The sequence below is a fragment of the Paenimyroides tangerinum genome (genome assembly GCF_003865405.1).
In the GTDB taxonomy this organism is placed as follows: Bacteria; Bacteroidota; Bacteroidia; order Flavobacteriales; family Flavobacteriaceae; genus Flavobacterium; species Flavobacterium tangerinum.
In genome coordinates this window covers 78,846-96,901 of record NZ_RQVQ01000004.1, presented here as the reverse complement: position 1 = coordinate 96,901, position 18,056 = coordinate 78,846, and the positions used below count along the sequence as shown (strand labels likewise).

Below are 18,056 nucleotides of genomic sequence, written 5' to 3'. Positions count from 1 at the left end.
CAACTTAAAATCTAAAGAAATGAGAATCATCCCAGCTATAGATATCATCGACGGAAAATGCGTTCGATTATCACAAGGAGATTACGATACAAAAAAAATATACAACGAAAATCCATTAGAAGTAGCGAAAGAATTCGAGGATTACGGAATCGAATATTTACACTTAGTGGATTTAGATGGTGCAAAATCAAAGCAGATCATTAACTATAAAACTTTAGAATTAATTGCTTCTAAAACCAATTTAAAAGTCGATTTTGGTGGTGGAATTAAAGCAGATGATGATATTAGAATTGCTTTTGAATGTGGTGCAAACCAAATTACAGGCGGAAGTATTGCAGTTCAAAATCCAATGCTATTTCAGGAATGGATTGCGCAATACGGAAGCGAAAAAATCATTTTAGGAGCAGATGCAAAAGATCGTAAAATTGCGACACATGGTTGGTTACAAACTTCTGAATTAGATGTTATTGATTTTATCCAAGAATACAAAGCCAAAGGTATTGATTATGTAATTTGTACAGACATCGCCAAAGACGGTATGCTACAAGGGACTTCGAACGAATTGTATGCTGAAATTTTAGCAGCTGCAGACGTAAAATTAATTGCCTCTGGTGGCATTTCATCTATCGACGATTTAATCAAGGTGAAAGAATTAGGTTGCGAAGGAGCTATTTTAGGAAAAGCGATTTACGAAGGAAGAATTCAGTTGAAAGACTTAAAGCAATTGTACTAATATGTTGAAGAAAAGAATCATTCCGTGTTTAGACATCAAAGATGGAAGAACAGTAAAAGGAGTTAACTTTATTGGATTACGCGATGCGGGAGATCCGGTGGAATTGGCGAAGAAATATGTAGTTGAAGGTGCCGATGAATTGGTATTTTTGGATATTACAGCAACGCTTGAAAAACGTAAAACATTAGCCGAAATGGTAGAAAAAATTGCAGCAGCAATCAATATTCCATTTACAGTTGGTGGCGGAATCAATTCGGTAGAAGATGCTTCGGCTGTAATCAAAGCGGGTGCAGATAAAGTTTCTGTGAATTCTTCTGCAGTGAAAAATCCCCAATTAGTGGCTGACTTAGCAGCTCGCTTTGGATCTCAATGTGTGGTTGTTGCTGTCGATACACGCAATGTGAACGGAACGGAAAAAGTTTTTGTAAGCGGTGGGAAAATCGAAACCGAATGGGAAACCTTAGATTGGGTAAAGAAAGTAGAAGAATTAGGAGCTGGCGAGATTTTATTAACATCGATGGATGGTGATGGAACAAAAGCTGGTTTCAAAATTGATATTACAAAAGCGGTAGCTGATGCGGTAAATCTTCCGATAATTGCTTCTGGAGGAGCTGGAACAATGGAACATTTTGCAGAAGTGTTTACCCAAACAAAAGCAAGTGGTGGCTTAGCGGCAAGTATTTTTCACTTTGGCGAAATTCCGATTCCGACACTTAAAAATTATTTAAAAGAACAAAACATTCCGATACGATGGAAATAAATTTTAGTAAAAGTAATGACGGATTAGTTCCGGTTATTATTCAGAATTACCTAAACAATCAGGTTTTGATGTTAGGATATATGGACGAAGAAGCGTTTGCTAAAACTAAAAAATTAGGAAAAGTAACATTTTTTTCACGTTCAAAAAACAGATTATGGACCAAAGGTGAAGAATCTGGAAACTTTCTAGAAGTTAAATCCATCGCGATTGATTGTGATAACGATACGATTTTAATCAAAGTCAAACCTTTTGGACCAACGTGTCATACAGGTTCTACAACGTGTTTTCAAGAAGTATCGAATCGAGGATTTGTTTATGAATTAGAGCAAACGATAAATGACAGAATTGACTTAGCAGAAGATAAAGATTCGTACACGTATAAACTATACAATAAAGGTATTAATAAAATTGCTCAAAAAGTGGGTGAAGAAGCCGTAGAAATTGTGATTGAAGCAAAAGATAATAATGACGATTTATTCTTAGGTGAAGCTGCTGATTTGTTGTATCATTATTTAATTCTTTTAAAAGCGAAAGGTTTTAAATTAGAAAATGTAGAAAACGTTTTAAAATCGAGAGAAAACGGACCAAGAAGAGAATTCTAAAAAATTTACGTCTAAGTCTATTTTAGTATCAAATTATAAATCATTATATTTAGAAATTTCTATAAAAAGAACAAATTATCAATTACATTCTAATGAATAAAAGAATATTTACATTATTAAGCCTTTTTTCTATTTCCTTTTTATCGGCTCAAGAAAAAGCTTATTTTTTATCAAATCCATCTTTAAGTCCAGATGCAAAAACGGCTTATTTTAGTTTTGAAGGCGATATTTGGAAAGTTGATGCAAATGGAGGAAATGCTTCTAGAATCACAGCTTTGGAAGGTGAAGCAATTAATCCACGAGTTTCTCCAGACGGAAAATGGTTGGCATTTAGTTCAAATCAATACGGAAATTACGATGTTTTTGTAATGCCAATTGATGGCGGAACAATCAAACAATTAACGTTTCATCAAGGAAAAGACGAAATGGAAAGTTGGAGTTGGGATAGCGAAACAATTTATTATACATCGACTCAGAATAATAATTTCGGTAGTTTCAAAACGACTTTAAAAGGAGAAACACCACAACCACTTTTCAATCATTATTTCAATACAACTAACGGTTTGGTTGAAACTCCAAAAGGCGAATTAATTTTCACGAATTCGTCAGAAAGCGCGAATCAGGTTACGAGAAAACGTTATAAAGGCGAAAATAATCCTGATTTATTAGCTTATAATCCAAAGTCAAAAACGTTTAAACAATACACAGATTACAACGGAAAAGATTTTAATGCAACGGTTGATAATAACGGTATCATCTATTTTATTTCTGATGAAAACAATGGTGAATACAATTTATATAAAATTGAAAACGATAAAAAAACGGCTTTAACAAAGTTTGATTCGTCAATTAAGAAACCGTTTGTTGCTGCGAATGGTTCTAAAGTAATTTTCGAAAAAGATTATCAATTGTTTGTTTACGATGTAGCTTCAAAAAGTACCAACCCGATTTCTGTGAATGTAAATTCTAATGATTTTTTAAAGAAAGAACAAAGTTTTCAGGTAGAAGATGAAATCACAAATTTTGATGTTTCTCCAGATGGAAAAAAGTTAGCTTTTATAAGTCGTGGAATTGTTTTCGTTTCTGATATAGAAGGAAAATTTGTTAATCAGATTACAAACGGAAAAGAACGTGCTTTAGAAGTAAAATGGTTAAAAGATAATAAAAATTTGATTTTTAATCAAACAGTTGAAGGTTATCAAAATTGGTTTAAAATTGTTGCCGATGGAAAAGGAAAAGCAGAACAATTAACTACTGATTTACGAAATAATAGAGATATTACTTTTAATAATGATTTGACAGAAGCTGTTTATTTAAGTGGTCGAGACGAAGTTCGATTATTGAATTTAGAAACACTTAAATCAAAAACAATTGTAAAAGATGAAATTTGGGCTTTTCAGAATTCAGCACCGTCATTTTCTCCAAATGGTGAATATGTTATGTTTAGTGCAAAACGCAATTTTGAATTAGATATTTTCATTTACAACATTAAAAAGAATGAAGTAATCAATTTAACCAAAACAAGTGTTACTGAGCAAGACCCGTTTTGGTCGCCAAACGGAAAATATATCTATTTCACAAGTGACCGAACCAATCCATCGTATCCGTTGGGATTACAAAATCCGAGTGTTTATCGATTTGCATTAGATTGGTTTGATGAACCTTATAAATCTGACGAATTCGATAAATTGTTTGCAGACGGTAAAAAAGAGGATAAAAAGGAAAATAAGGGAAAGAAAGATAAAGAAGACAAAAAGGATGATAAGCCAGAAGTAAAAACGCTTGTTGTAAATACTGACGGTATTTTAGAGCGTGTTGAATTGGTTTCTGGACGCTTTGGAAATCAGCAGTTTCCACACGTTTTTGAAGATGGTAAAAAAGAATATGTATTTTATAATTCAAATCAAGAAAATGGACGTTATCAACTGTTTCGCAAAACGTATGTAGATTTCGATGAATCAAAAACAGATAAAGTTTTTGGAAGATCTGCAAGTCAAATTATGTATAAAGATAAATCGGTTTATTTTTTGAGTAACGGCAATATTTACAAAACCAGTTTATCTGGTACAAGTCCAGACCAGATAAAAATCAAATATACGTTTACCAAAAATCTAAGTGATGAATTCACTCAAATGTATGACGAAGCTTGGGCTGGAGTTGAAGAGAATTTTTACGACGATAATTTTCACGGTTTAAATTGGAAAGCCAAAAAGAAACAATACGCAAAATATCTACCTTATGTAAATAATCGCAATGATTTACGAATTCTTTTAAATGATTTGTTGGGTGAATTAAATGCTTCTCATTTAGGATTTTCTTCTTCTGGAGATGAAGAAACCAAAAAGTTGAGTTATTTTACCAATGAAACGGGAATCATTTTCAAGAAAAATAATCCTTTTGAAGTGGAACGAATTGTTCGTAAATCACCTGCTTTTATAAAAACGGTTGATGTACAATCAGGAGATATTTTAAAATCTGTAAATGGAGTAAAAATCGATGCTTCTAAAAATCGTGAAATGTATTTTACAACACCAACCAAAGCAGATGAATTGGTTTTGGAATTTGATAGAAAAGGAAATACAATAACAACAAAGATTCATCCAATTTCAAACGTTCAATTAAAAAGTTTACTTTATGATGAATGGATTTTAGAAAACAAAAATCGAGTTAATGATTTAAGTAAAAATCGTATTGCATATTCATATATGAAAAATATGGGTTCATCTGAATTAGAATCATTTTTGTTGGATATGGTTGAACAAGAAAATCATAAAGAAGGTTTGATTTTAGATTTGCGTTTTAATACCGGAGGAAATGTTCACGATAAAGTTTTAAATTTCTTGGCTCAACGTCCGTATTTACAATGGAAATATCGTGAAGGACAATTTACGGTTCAACCGAATTTTGCGCCTTCTGGCAAACCGATTGTTTTGTTGATTAACGAATATTCGTTAAGTGATGCAGAAATGACCGCTGCTGGATTTAAGCAATTGAAACTTGGAAAAGTTATTGGACAAGAAACCTATCGTTGGATTATTTTTACGTCTGGAAAAAGTTTGGTTGATGATTCGTTTTATCGTGTTCCGGCTTGGGGAACATATACATTAGATGGTAAAAATCTTGAAAAAACAGGAGTTGCTCCAGATATTTATATTAAGAATACATTTTTGGATCGACAAGAAAATAAAGATCCTCAGTTAGAACGTGCAGTGAATGAGATTTTGAAAGATTTGAAATAATTTTAAAAAATCTGAATGTTATATTACTTGAATTTGCGTTAGGGATTGCAGTGGAAATCCTTTTTTGTGCTAACAAAAAAGATTGAAACGGAAAGCCCGACCGAAGGGAACGCTCAAGTAAAAAAGATAACTAAAGAGAAATTTGTTTGCTCCTCTCCTATTGATGTTCAGAAATAAAAAAACGCATATAAATTTTCTTTATATGCGTTTTTTATATTTCTAATTAAAAATTATCAATTTAAAGTTATGTCTTAGAAAACAAACATTGCTCGCTCGCCCATTAATTCGTTTACTTCTTCAGCAACTTGTTCGATAATATCTTCGTTTGTATGATTCATTAAAACTCTGTCGATTAATTCAACAATCGTTTCCATATCTGACTCAACCAAACCACGAGTTGTGATTGCAGGAGTTCCAACACGAATACCTGAAGTTACAAATGGTGATTTGTCATCAAAAGGAACCATGTTTTTGTTAACTGTGATTTCAGCAGCAACTAACGCTTTTTCTGCATCTTTACCTGAAATGTTTTTGTTACGTAAATCAATCAACATCATGTGATTATCTGTTCCGCCAGAAATGATATTGTACCCACGTTTTACAAAAGCTTCAGCCATTGCAGCAGCGTTTTTCTGAACTTGTAAAGAATAACGGAAGAATTCATCTGTTAAAGCTTCACCGAAAGCAACAGCCTTTGCAGCGATGATGTGCATTAAAGGTCCACCTTGATTTCCTGGGAAAACTCCAGAATCTAATAATGCAGACATCATACGAGTTTCTCCTTTTGGTGTTTTTAATCCGAATGGGTTTTCGAAATCTTTACCCATCATAATCATTCCACCACGAGGTCCACGTAATGTTTTGTGCGTAGTTGTTGTAATAATATGACAATGTGGAACTGGATCGTTTAATAAACCTTTTGCAATTAAACCTGCTGGATGAGAAATATCAGCCATTAAAATTGCTCCAACGCTATCAGCGATTTCACGGAAACGAGCAAAATCCATATCACGTGAATATGCAGATGCACCAGCGATGATTAATTTTGGTTGCTCTTTGGTAGCAATTTCTTGAATTTTATCGTAGTTTAAAACTCCAGTTTCTTGATCAACACCGTAGAAAACTGGTGAATATAATTTACCTGAAAAGTTAACAGGTGAACCGTGAGTTAAATGTCCTCCGTGAGATAAATCGAACCCTAAAATTTTATCACCTGGTTTTAAAACAGCTGCAAAAACAGCCGTATTCGCTTGTGAACCAGAGTGTGGTTGTACGTTTACATATTCAGCTCCGAAAAGTGCTTTTGCACGATCAATTGCAATTTGTTCAACAATATCAACTACTTCACATCCACCGTAGTATCTTTTGTTTGGATAACCTTCTGCGTATTTGTTTGTTAATACTGATCCTGCAGCTTCCATAACTTGGTCGCTTACAAAATTTTCAGATGCAATTAATTCAAGACCATGAATTTGTCTATCTTGTTCATCTAAAATCAATTCAAAAATTTGTTCGTCGCGTTGCATTTTTTAATATTTCGTTAAAATGAATTCAAATTTACAAAATTCGTTTGTTAAATTGACAGTTAATTATATATTTGATTAAAATTTATTCTATAACAAACAAAACAAACAAATTATGCCTATTACTGCAAATGATCCAGCGCTAAAGTCTTGGATTGAAGTATCTAAAGACAGCGATTTCCCTATACAAAATATTCCATTTGGTGTTTTCTTAACTAACGAAGATATTGTTACTATTGGTACACGAATTGGTGACTATGCGATTGACTTAAGCGCATTACAACAATTAGGATACTTTAACGGAATTGATTTACACGAAGAAATTTTCTTACAAGATACTTTAAACGAATTTATTTCTTTAGGAAAAGGAATGTGGAGAGTTGTTAGAAACAGAATCGCTGAAATTTTTGACGAAAATAATACAACATTAAAAGACAACGAAGAGCAACGTAAAATAGTTCTTTTCCATATTGATGAAGTAGAAATGCAATTACCTGTATTTATAGGTGATTACACAGATTTCTATTCTAGTAGAGAGCACGCAACAAATGTTGGAATGATGTTCCGAGATCCAGCAAATGCTTTATTACCAAACTGGTTACATATTCCGGTTGGTTATCACGGAAGAAGTTCAACAATTGTACCTTCTGGAATTGCTGTTAAACGTCCTTTTGGACAAACATTACCTAAAGGTGAAACACAACCCGTTTTTGGAGAATCTAAACGAGTTGATTTTGAATTAGAAACTGCTTTTATTACAACAGATGCAAACCGTATGGGAGAACGCATTGCAATTGAAAATGCGGAAGATCATATTTTTGGAATGGTTTTATTAAACGATTGGAGCGCAAGAGATATTCAAACTTGGGAATATGTTCCACTTGGACCATTCTTAGCTAAGAACTTTGCTTCGTCTATTTCTTGTTGGGTTGTAACAATGGACGCTTTAGAGCCATTCCGTTGCGAAAGTCCAAAACAAGACAATCCAAAACCGTTTCCTTATTTACAACAAGAAGGAAATCATGCATTCGACATCAATTTACAAGTTTCAATCACACCAGAAAATGGAACAGAAAACGTGGTTTCGAATTCAAACTTAAAATATATGTATTGGACAATGAGCCAACAATTAGCACATCATGCTGTTAATGGTTGTCAAATCAATGCTGGAGATTTGTTAGGTTCAGGAACAATTTCAGGTCCAACAAAAGATAGTTTTGGTTCAATGTTAGAATTAACTTGGGCTGGACAAAATCCGATTGAAATGAATGACGGTTCAAAACGTACATTTATCAATGATAACGATACCGTAATTATGAGAGGATATTGCCAGAACGAGAATGTTCGTATTGGATTTGGTGAAGTTTCTAGTAAACTTTTACCTGCGATCCCTTTTGAAAAATAATCTTTTTGAAATATTTTTTTAAAACGCTTACTATTTATGTAAGCGTTTTTTTTTTATATATTTATAAAAATAGATTAATTATGAAAAAAGTTATACTACTTACAATCTTATCAATTATCGCAATTTCTTGCAATAATGATGATAGTTCTGACAATAATGACCCGCAGAATCCAATTGAAAATGAAACAACTATGAAGTTGAAAGAATTTAGAGCTTTAGCTACTTCAAAATATTTTTATCATGAAAATGGATTTGTAGATTCTACTTCTGTACTTAACGTTGGTTTGATACGAACTGAAATCCAAACTAAATTACATTACAGTTTAGAAAACACATTATCTTCAATGGAACAATGGATACATCTTGTAAATTCAGGAGAAAAAATCTATGAAAAAGTTGTCTTTGAATACAATTCGGAAAATTTAATTAATATAAAAAGAGTTTACGACGAAAACCAAAACTTAAAACGAACAATTAATTATACTTATAATATTGAAGGATATTTAAATAATGTAGGTTCTATATATTCGGAAGGAAATTTGGTACAAAACGGAAGTATTACATACAGTTATGATAATAAAAAAAATCCGTTTTATGAAATGTATCCAACAGCCTATGTTCGAATGAATCAAATCAATAAAAACAATCAAACATCAACAACTAATACAACAGAAACATTAGAAGTGATTAATTGGTCGTATAATCAGAATGGATATCCTGTTTCGTTTCAAAAAAGTCCTGTTATTCAAGACGATATAGATTACGCAGAATATATTTATTATTAATAACTAATCAGAAAAATTATAAAAAAAGTTATACTACTTACAATCATATCACTTATCGCAATTTCTTATGGAAATGATGATAATTATACAGAAAAAGAACCTGATTTTCCAGAAGTTCCAGAAACTGTAATGAAATTAAAAACAGAAAGTAATAACTACGATTCTAATTACTTATACATCTCCAAATCACAATCAAAGTAGTAAATATATTTTAAAATACAATACAAATCATTTTTTAACCTATTCTGTAAACGAAGAGATTTCTAATGGAATGGTTGGAATTTCTGCAGATTTTTACAGTTATTAAAATTCAAACCTTTGTTTAAAAGTTAGTTTTAAACAAAGGTATTCTTTAACTTATTAATATTTATTAAAATCCCATAATTAGAAAATAAAAAATATTATTTAACAAAAAAATAATTATATTTATTAATTATTTAACACTAAATAATATTATGGAAAGAAATAGTTATTTATCAGAAAATATTTTAAAAGCAATAAAATACATCCCTTTTTTATTTGTCATATTTTTCATTGAAGAATTTATTACAAATTATTTTTATCCTGAAGATGGAGCTTCTACTTTAGCTAAAATTCTATTGTACACAGAAAAATTGATTTATATTATCTTTTTTTCATGGTACTTTATTGTAAACAAACGATTTAAATCTGCGCTAATTGCCATAATATTTTTGATTGTATTTTTTATATTCAGTAATAATATTCAGAATATATTTGACTATTATTTACCAGTTGAAAATTTTATAAATTCAGACACTTTAAAACGAATAATCTTTTTTATAATAATAATTTTTACATCCGTTGGACTTGGATTTCTTTACAATAAAGAAAACAAAGAATTAGATAAAAAATCTTGGCTTCATTTGAGTATATTAAATTTTTGTCTTCTTTTAATATTTAATAAAAGTCAATCTTTTTTTGAAGATATTATAAGAACAGTAACTTTTAATTCAGAAAGTAGTGAGTTTATATTTGATTTTATTTATTATTTTATAAAATCCATCCAATCCATTTCCTTTTTAGCTGCTTTCTATTTTTTAATTGGTATTATTTTTCAAAAACAACATATTTATAAATTAACGTTTGATGCCATCAGATTTACAAATCAATATTTTAAAACTGCTTTGTTTTTTGGAATTAGTATTTTTATTTTCTCCTTTTTTAATTTAATTAAATATTTTATTTCTATTCAAATTAAATCAATTTTTGAAAGCTATAATTTAATTGGAATTCTGAGTATTATCATATTTGCAACTTTATATATTCTAGTTTCTAGATTTATAGGTTTATTATTTTACGTAAGAGCAGAAGATAAGAATCATTACTACGGAATAACTTCAGGAACATCTTGGATACCACTATTAAATATTATTTCTTTAGGATTAATCATGTTTGAGGATAAATTGAAGTTTTTTAAACCAAAAAATACCACAAAAGCGCAAATAATTCATATCGCAATTGGAGTATTTTTGATTTTATTCTTTTTTAGAAAAGGAATAATAGATATGGAAACGGTAACATTAATTTTAGTTCTTTTTTATATCACAATTTTACTTGTTGCCAATTTCAATAAAAGTTATCATTGGATTACTTCTTGTTTATTTGGAATTATTTTGTGTTTGATTCTAAAGTACAACAGCATTGGATATTATGAAGGTTTCGAAAAAATTGAAATGTTTCTTTCGATTAGTATATTTTTATCAATTATTATTTACGGGATTTACTTTATACTTCAAAAAAGTATGTGTGTTGAGAAATAGCAAATTAAAGTTTACGAATTATAAGACCAACTTTTGGAAAACTCAATTTAGAAGGATTAGATTCCATTAAAATTTTGTAATCAAATATATAATTTCCATCTTTCGGAATTTCGATTGTAATTATTTCTTGTTCAAAAGTCCAATCTTTAAATTCTTCTTCCTCAGTGGTGGTTGAATGACTATCAATTACAATTTTATCACGATAATCTACTTTAGATGAAGAATTTATAATATGATTTTCTTTTTTAAACATAATGAGAGAATTATACGAAACAGATTCGTCATCAAGACTCAAATTATAATCTAAACTATAAATAGGCGGTTTATCATTTTTATAAAAAATGGCAGAAAAAACACCCCAAATAACTATTTTATCTCCTTTTTTTAGGTTGAGATTTTCAAAGGTTTGCACTAAATTTGTTTCTTGAGCTGATTCTTCTTGACTAGCAATTGAATTTCCGACAGGATCACAAGATATAATCAGAAATGCTAAAATTATGGTTCCTAAAATATATTGTATTTTCATATTATAATTTTAAATATTTAACAAAATAATCGTTCATAATCGTATTTAAATCAGTTCCTTCAGCGTTAGAATCAGAAAGCAAATAAAACTGCCCCCATTGTGTTTTAGCGGAACAAAGTGCAAAATATTCAAACGTATTTTCTTTGTCATAATAATCACTTTCTCTTTCAATTTGAAAAATAATTGAATTCGACGAAATTCGCTTTTTAAATGAAATTATGCTCGAACCTCCATTTTTTTGAAATAAATATTCAAGGAATTTTTGTGATTTAGAAGCATGATTGTACATACTTTGATTTTCTTCTTTAACTTCAAATAAGCCAGCGAAATTATCAAGATTAATTGGTTCATTTAAATTCTCAATTTCTTGAATTAGATTTGGATTAGAATCTTTAAATAAAAAAGTATTTATGGTTTCCAATTCAACAAAATCACCATCATTCTTTAGAAATAATTTTATTTCTTTAGTAAAAGATTTATAGTTTTTATCAAGTGAATTCAGTTCTGCCAAACTCAAACTTGGTTTCAAATCAAGCCAGCTAATTTGTTGGTCATATAAAGTTTCTGCATCAAATAAACGATTTGCGATATTTAAATTTTTAAAAATAGTATTGTAAAGTTCTTTTTCAGATTCAACATCATCAATTTCGAAAATTGATAAATAATATCTACTTTCAATTGCATTATAATTTCTTACATAAACATAATATTTACCAAATTCTTTGTAAATAATAAAATTTTTATCTCGTTGAATTATATCCGTAATTTCATTAAATTTTATAATATCATCAATCTGATAAAGGGATGCATTTGGAGAATTTTCAATTAAAAGTTGACCTAAAGTTTGTCCTTGAAGAACATTACTTTTTAAATCAAAAATGTATTTAGTTTGTATAGCCTGTTCATCTGATTCAGAAACTTCAGAATTATATTCTTCAAGAAAAGCTTTAAAATTACTTGATGAATCATCATCAAAATATAAGTTGGTTGGCAAAGAAACTTCTAAAGAAGTTAGTGAATCCAGTTTGATAATTTCTGTTTTTAAAATAGGCTTAAAACTCAATTCAGCATTTTTGATTGAGTCTATTTCTGTAGCAGAAATGGAACCTTGTTCGATATCAAAGTTATCAGAAACTTTGTCCTTGCATGAAGAAATAAGAAAAATTCCGATTGTAAATACCAAGATAAAATTGAATAGTTGTTTTTTCATTTAGATTAACTAATTTTAAATTAAAGATAATCAAAATTTTATAAATTTATAAATAGATATAAAATCATTTTAACAAACAAACAAAACATTAAACAAAACTAAAATCTTACATAACTTATAAATACAAATAATTAACAACTCAATTATTTTTACTTTCCTAATTTAAAAAACTCAATTTCATGAAATTTGTAATTTTTGTTACCTTAATATTCTTTCCGCTTCAGGATATGAAATCTCAAAACATCATTGATTTGTTCTATGTCATTCCTGATAAATTTGTTGATGACTTAACTGTGATTGAACGAAAAGAACTTCTTAAGAATGAATCTATCATAAAAGATGATATGATTTATTACATAAATTTTGATAAACAAAATGGTTATTTAAGATTTGAACAAAATTACATGGAAGGTCAATCTGGATATGCAATTTTTGAAATCACTTTTTGGAATCTTAAAAATAAAAAACTGATTGCTGTTTCAAGTGTTTTTGGAAGTAATGGCGGTTTTCATCAAAATGATTTTAAATTTTTTGAATATAAAAATGGGATTTTAAGCTTGGTTAAAACTGGATATTTAAAAAACTATTCTAACAATTTTGAAGATTTTATAAACAGATTAGTTTCTGAATTCACAAAAGTTAACGTTAATCAAACGATTAAAGAGGATTTAAAATATATTGGTTTTACAATAGATTTACCAAAAGAAGGAAAAAATATAAATGTTTCATTTACCGAAAGTGATTTATACAATGAATATTCAAAATATCTTAATAAAGAATCTAAAATTTACATTTTCAATAAAGAATCTGAATTATTTGAATAAATGTAATATTTTAATAATGTTGACGTTATTTAATTATAAAACCAATAAATATGAAAAATACCATTATTGCTTTAACCGTCATTTTCTTTTTTAGCACAACTGTTAATGCACAGAAAACCAAGGAACAAATTACTAATGACGTTAAGTTTATCGAATTAATTGAGCAATCAAAAAACTTTTATTTTTCTGAAGAAAATATTGATGAATTTAAAATCACAAACGAATTCACCAAAAAATTAAATTCAGTTAAAATAAAAAATGCCGATGAATTTGATTATAATTTTGAAAACTGGCTGAAAAATAACCTAAGTGATACAACGTTTAAATCTGTAAATGAAGGTGTTATATTATACGACAAATTAAATAAAACAGTTGACTCGAACGAATTATCAAGACAAAAAATAAACAGTAATTCTAATTTATTGATAGAAAAATATGGATTTGATGAGTTTATGAATTATTATAATAAAGAACTTAATAAATTAAATGAAGCTAAATTTTCAGAGTTAAACTTTAATTGTGAACAAAAATTAGCTTTTTATGAGTTTAATAGTTATGCTGATTATAGAAGTGAAGTTTCTCAAATTGATAAAAATCACAATACTGAATTAGCTGCTAAAAAATTTGAAAAAAGTGTAAATAATGGTGCATTAGCTTTTGAAAATTGTTTTAAAAATAGATAGAGAATTTATAAAAAAGCTTCCAGAATTTGGAAGCTTTTTCAATACTTTAAGTTTTTCATTATCGAGAAAAGTATGGACTGTGTCATATTCTAAATTAACTAAATAGAATTTTATAAATCACCAAATTTCCAGTCTAACTGAAGTAAAACTGGTAAACAAAATGAAAATTAGTCTTAAAAAAAAGTTCTATTCAATAAGTCAAGGCTTAGTTCAAAACGATTATTATTGTAAGAATAGAATCTCTTGAAAAAAAACTAAACAGTTATGACAATTATCATAAATTATAAAAATTGGTTTAAATACTTTTGAATAAAATAATAAATTCAATGTCAAGTTTAATTCAAAAATACAATGTTCCTGGCCCGAGATATACAAGTTATCCAACTGTTCCTTATTGGGAATCGGAATTTTTTACGCGTGAATTATGGAAAAAAAATTGTAAACAAGGTTTTGATTTAACTAACTCTAAAGAAGGAATTTCGGTTTATATACATTTGCCTTTTTGCGAAAGTTTATGCACATTTTGTGGTTGTCATAAACGTATTACAAAACGTCACGAGGTTGAATTGCCATACATTGAATTATTGTTAAAAGAATGGCAATTATATTTAGATTTATTCGAACAAAAACCAATTATAAAAGAAATTCATCTAGGTGGAGGAACTCCAACTTTCTTCTCACCTGAGAATTTACATCAATTAATTACGGGAATTTTTGATAAATCAATTATTCACAAAGATTGCGAAATGAGTTTTGAAGCGCATCCGAATAACACAACAAAAAATCATTTACAAACCTTATTTAATTTAGGTTTCAGAAGATTGAGTTTAGGAGTTCAGGATTATGACCCAAAAGTTCAGAAAGTAATCAACAGAAATCAAACTTTTCATTCGGTTGCTAAAGTTACCATTTGGGCAAAAGAAATTGGCTATACATCGATTTCTCACGATATAATTTACGGATTACCTTTTCAAACTTTAGAATCAATTAAAGATACGGTTGAAAAAACAAAATCTTTAAATCCAGATCGATTGGCATTCTATAGTTATGCTCATGTGCCTTGGATTAAAGGAAATGGTCAACGTGGTTTTAATGATGAAGATGTTCCAAAAGATGATTTTAAAAGAGAACTTTATGAATTAGGTAAAAAATTATTACTTGAAAATGATTTTATTGAAATTGGAATGGATCATTTTTCTACATCAGAAGATTCTCTGTATCAATCTTATATAAAAAATGATTTAAATAGAAACTTCATGGGCTATACATCTTCAAAAACAGATGTTTTAGTTGGATTGGGAGTTTCATCAATTAGCGATTCGTGGAATTCTTTCGCACAAAATTCAAAAAGTTTTAAAGAATATGAAGACTTAATTAATCAAGGTGAAATACCAGTAATTAAAGGTCATATTTTGAATGATGAAGATTTAATAATCAGAAAAGTGATTTTAGAATTGATGTGTCAATTTAAAACAAATTTAAATTTCATTCCGCATCGTTACTTTGAAGAATTCAAAATCGTAGAATGTCTTGAAGAATTTATTTTAGATGGATTGATTGAAATTAAAGATACACAATTAGTTATTTTAGAAGCAGGAAAACCGTTCGTTAGAAATATTTGTATGTTGTTTGATTTTAAACTTAAACGAAACAAACCAAATATGCAGTTATTTTCAATGACCATTTAATTAAAAAAACGAAAACACTTATAAGTAAGTTACGATTTGTTCAAATATTGTTTGTTGTAATTATTGTACAGAACAAATCGAAGTAAATATTCGTTCTGAAATTTACTTACCAATTTGACATTTGTTTTTATATTTCCTTAAAAATGTCAGTAAAAAGAGAAATCCTTCAATAACGAAGGATTTCTTATTTATATTTTTTTGGCTTCATTCCAATAAACATCCATTTCTTCTAATGTCATATTTTCAAGAGATTTACCATCTAGTTTTGCTTTTTCTTCTAAATATTGAAAACGTTTGATAAACTTTACATTGGTTTTTTCAAGAGCATTTTCTGGATTTATATTTACGAATCGAGCGTAATTGATCAATGAAAATAAAACATCTCCAAATTCATCTTCCATTTTTTCTTGATTATTAGCCGTAACTTCATCTTGAAATTCAACTAACTCTTCTTGAACTTTTTCCCAAACTTGCGAAGCATTATCCCAATCAAAACCAACGCCTCTCGCCTTTTCCTGAATTCGATTTGCTTTTACCATAGCTGGCAAACTTTTCGGAACACCGCCTAAAACAGATTTATTACCTTCTTTTAATTTCAGTTTTTCCCAATTCTGTAAAACTTGTTCTTCGGTTTCTACAACTTCATCTCCGTAAATATGTGGATGACGAGAAATCAATTTATCAGAAATCGCATTTGCAACATCAGCAATATCAAAAGCCTTTTTTTCGCTACCAATTTTCGCATAAAAAACAATATGTAACAAAACATCACCAAGTTCTTTTTTAACTTCGTCTAAATCGTTTTCAATGATTGCGTCGCCAAGTTCATAAACTTCTTCGATCGTAAGATTTCGTAGGGATTCTAAAGTTTGTTTTTTATCCCAAGGACATTTTTCACGAAGTTCATCCATAATATCTAACAATCGATTAAAAGCCGATAATTGTTGTTCTCTTGAATTCATAGTTCTATTTTATTTGTAAAAATAAGAAATCCTGCACAATTGGCAGGATTTCTTAAAATATTTCGAATCGAAATTTATTCTTCTTCTTTTTTAGCTTTTGGCTTAGTTGCTTTTTTAGCTTTAGGTTTTTCTTCAGTAGCAACCTCTTCAATAACTTCAGCTTCGTCAAAAACAGTACTTGTTTGAACTGGACCATTAAATACAGCAACCATGTTAGCTTTTTGCATCATGTTATACCAGCTGAAAACTTTTTTAATATCTGAAACATAAACTCTATCAGCATCGTAATCAGGAACGATTCCAGCAAAATAAGCTACTAATTCTGCATCTGATGCTTTGTGAGAAATTGCAGGACCATTAGATTCTTTATTCGCAATTCTTCCGAAGATTTCGAATAATTTAATTTCTCCAGTTTGAGTATATATTGAGATTTCAGATAATAAACTTACGTTACTTCTTAAACCAACTGTTAATTTTTTTCCATCAACTAAAGATTCAGCAATAAATCCTGATCTAGTTTGAATTTTTAATTCGTATAAACCTGGTTTCCCAGAAATAGCTAATACTTTTTCTACGCTCATTTTTCTTCTTTTATTAATACGGTCACAAATATCTTAATTTGAAATTAAAAACCAAATATTATCGACCTTTTTTGTTTATGAATTTCATTTTATAATCAGGATGAACTTTCCCATCCATGATGTTTTGTAATCTTTTCGCGTTTAATTTCTTTTTTAGAGTAGAAATTTTATCAGTAAACAAAATTCCTTGAATGTGATCGTATTCATGTTGAATAACTCGAGCTGCAAAACCATCATAAACTTCAGTAAATTTTTCAAAATTTTCATTGAAATATTCAATTGTAATGATTGGTTTACGCATTACATCTTCTCTTACATTCGGAATACTTAAACAACCTTCATTAAAAGCCCATTCTTCACCTTCTTCTTTAGTGATTTTAGCATTTATAAACGTTTTTCTAAATGTTTTTAATAAATTCCTTTCTTCTTCAGATAAATCTTCATCTTCTCCAAACGGACTACAATCAATAACAAACAAACGGATTGCTAAACCAATTTGAGGTGCCGCTAAACCAACTCCTGAAGCATTTTCCATGGTTTGGAACATATTTTCAATAAGTTCTTGTAAATTTGGATAATCTTTAGCGATTTCAATTCCTTCTTTACGTAATACGGGATCACCATATCCAACTATAGGTAATATCATTTCGATTTAGTTTAAATTTAATCATCTAAATTTTTAGACCGTGCAAAATTAAACATTTTTTATTGTATTGTTATTTGAATCTACATATAGTTTATAAAAATATATTGT

Annotated in this window: 16 protein-coding genes; 10 read left to right on the top strand and 6 right to left on the bottom strand. The window is 29.0% G+C overall.

Features of this window, described 5'->3' with window-relative positions; all coding sequences use genetic code 11:
* Window positions 1-19 precede the first annotated feature (19 nt).
* From hisA to EG240_RS02600, 4 genes are all read left to right on the top strand, one after another.
* On the top strand, window positions 20-733 hold the full coding sequence (gene hisA / locus EG240_RS02615) for a 1-(5-phosphoribosyl)-5-[(5-phosphoribosylamino)methylideneamino]imidazole-4-carboxamide isomerase (protein ID WP_125017116.1): 714 nt from the start codon (window positions 20-22) through the stop codon (window positions 731-733).
* A gap of 1 nt (window position 734) precedes the next feature.
* Window positions 735-1,493 (top strand): imidazole glycerol phosphate synthase subunit HisF, encoded by a 759-nt coding sequence (gene hisF / locus EG240_RS02610; RefSeq protein ID WP_125017114.1) that lies wholly within the window; start codon window positions 735-737, stop codon window positions 1,491-1,493.
* Complete coding sequence (gene hisIE / locus EG240_RS02605; RefSeq protein ID WP_125017112.1) at window positions 1,484-2,095, top strand: bifunctional phosphoribosyl-AMP cyclohydrolase/phosphoribosyl-ATP diphosphatase HisIE; 612 nt, start codon at window positions 1,484-1,486, stop codon at window positions 2,093-2,095. Before hisF ends, hisIE begins: the two co-directional genes overlap by 10 nt.
* Window positions 2,096-2,187: 92 nt before the next feature.
* Complete coding sequence (locus EG240_RS02600) at window positions 2,188-5,334, top strand: S41 family peptidase (protein ID WP_125017110.1); 3,147 nt, start codon at window positions 2,188-2,190, stop codon at window positions 5,332-5,334.
* A gap of 251 nt (window positions 5,335-5,585) precedes the next feature.
* Here the strand turns inward: EG240_RS02600 and glyA are convergent, their stop codons facing one another.
* A complete protein-coding gene (glyA, locus tag EG240_RS02595; protein WP_125017108.1) occupies window positions 5,586-6,860 on the bottom strand; it encodes a serine hydroxymethyltransferase in 1,275 nt (424 codons plus the stop codon).
* A 112-nt stretch (window positions 6,861-6,972) separates the two neighbouring features.
* Here glyA and fahA point away from each other — a divergent pair, with 112 nt between their 5' ends.
* From fahA to EG240_RS02580, 3 genes are all read left to right on the top strand, one after another.
* Window positions 6,973-8,262 (top strand): fumarylacetoacetase, encoded by a 1,290-nt coding sequence (gene fahA / locus EG240_RS02590; protein WP_125017106.1) that lies wholly within the window; start codon window positions 6,973-6,975, stop codon window positions 8,260-8,262.
* Between the two features lie 80 nt (window positions 8,263-8,342).
* Complete coding sequence (locus EG240_RS02585) at window positions 8,343-9,047, top strand: hypothetical protein (protein WP_125017105.1); 705 nt, start codon at window positions 8,343-8,345, stop codon at window positions 9,045-9,047.
* A 455-nt stretch (window positions 9,048-9,502) separates the two neighbouring features.
* Entirely contained in the window at window positions 9,503-10,828 is a 1,326-nt protein-coding gene (locus EG240_RS02580; protein WP_125017103.1) for a hypothetical protein, read from the top strand.
* A gap of 4 nt (window positions 10,829-10,832) precedes the next feature.
* On the opposite strand, the gene EG240_RS02575 is transcribed toward EG240_RS02580, so the two are convergent.
* Together EG240_RS02575 and EG240_RS02570 are read right to left on the bottom strand one after the other, a co-directional pair.
* Entirely contained in the window at window positions 10,833-11,354 is a 522-nt protein-coding gene (locus tag EG240_RS02575; RefSeq protein ID WP_125017101.1) for a hypothetical protein, read from the bottom strand.
* Window position 11,355: 1 nt separating this feature from the next.
* A complete protein-coding gene (locus EG240_RS02570) occupies window positions 11,356-12,564 on the bottom strand; it encodes a hypothetical protein (RefSeq protein ID WP_125017099.1) in 1,209 nt (402 codons plus the stop codon).
* 179 nt (window positions 12,565-12,743) lie between these two features.
* Here EG240_RS02570 and EG240_RS02565 point away from each other — a divergent pair, with 179 nt between their 5' ends.
* From EG240_RS02565 to hemN, 3 genes are all read left to right on the top strand, one after another.
* Complete coding sequence (locus EG240_RS02565) at window positions 12,744-13,388, top strand: hypothetical protein (RefSeq protein ID WP_125017097.1); 645 nt, start codon at window positions 12,744-12,746, stop codon at window positions 13,386-13,388.
* Window positions 13,389-13,438: 50 nt separating this feature from the next.
* Window positions 13,439-14,071, top strand: a complete 633-nt coding sequence (locus EG240_RS02560) for a hypothetical protein (protein ID WP_125017095.1) — start codon at window positions 13,439-13,441, stop codon at window positions 14,069-14,071.
* Window positions 14,072-14,397: 326 nt separating this feature from the next.
* The gene (hemN, locus tag EG240_RS02555) at window positions 14,398-15,759 is read left to right on the top strand and encodes an oxygen-independent coproporphyrinogen III oxidase (RefSeq protein WP_125017093.1); all 1,362 of its coding nucleotides are present in this window, start codon (window positions 14,398-14,400) and stop codon (window positions 15,757-15,759) included.
* Window positions 15,760-15,947: 188 nt separating this feature from the next.
* Here the strand turns inward: hemN and mazG are convergent, their stop codons facing one another.
* The 3 genes from mazG to def form a co-directional block, all read right to left on the bottom strand.
* Window positions 15,948-16,721, bottom strand: coding sequence for a nucleoside triphosphate pyrophosphohydrolase (gene mazG / locus EG240_RS02550; RefSeq protein ID WP_125017091.1), 774 nt, complete (start codon window positions 16,719-16,721; stop codon window positions 15,948-15,950).
* 74 nt (window positions 16,722-16,795) lie between these two features.
* A complete protein-coding gene (locus EG240_RS02545; RefSeq protein ID WP_125017089.1) occupies window positions 16,796-17,302 on the bottom strand; it encodes a DUF5606 family protein in 507 nt (168 codons plus the stop codon).
* Between the two features lie 58 nt (window positions 17,303-17,360).
* A complete protein-coding gene (gene def, locus EG240_RS02540) occupies window positions 17,361-17,948 on the bottom strand; it encodes a peptide deformylase (RefSeq protein WP_125017087.1) in 588 nt (195 codons plus the stop codon).
* Window positions 17,949-18,056: the final 108 nt, after the last annotated feature.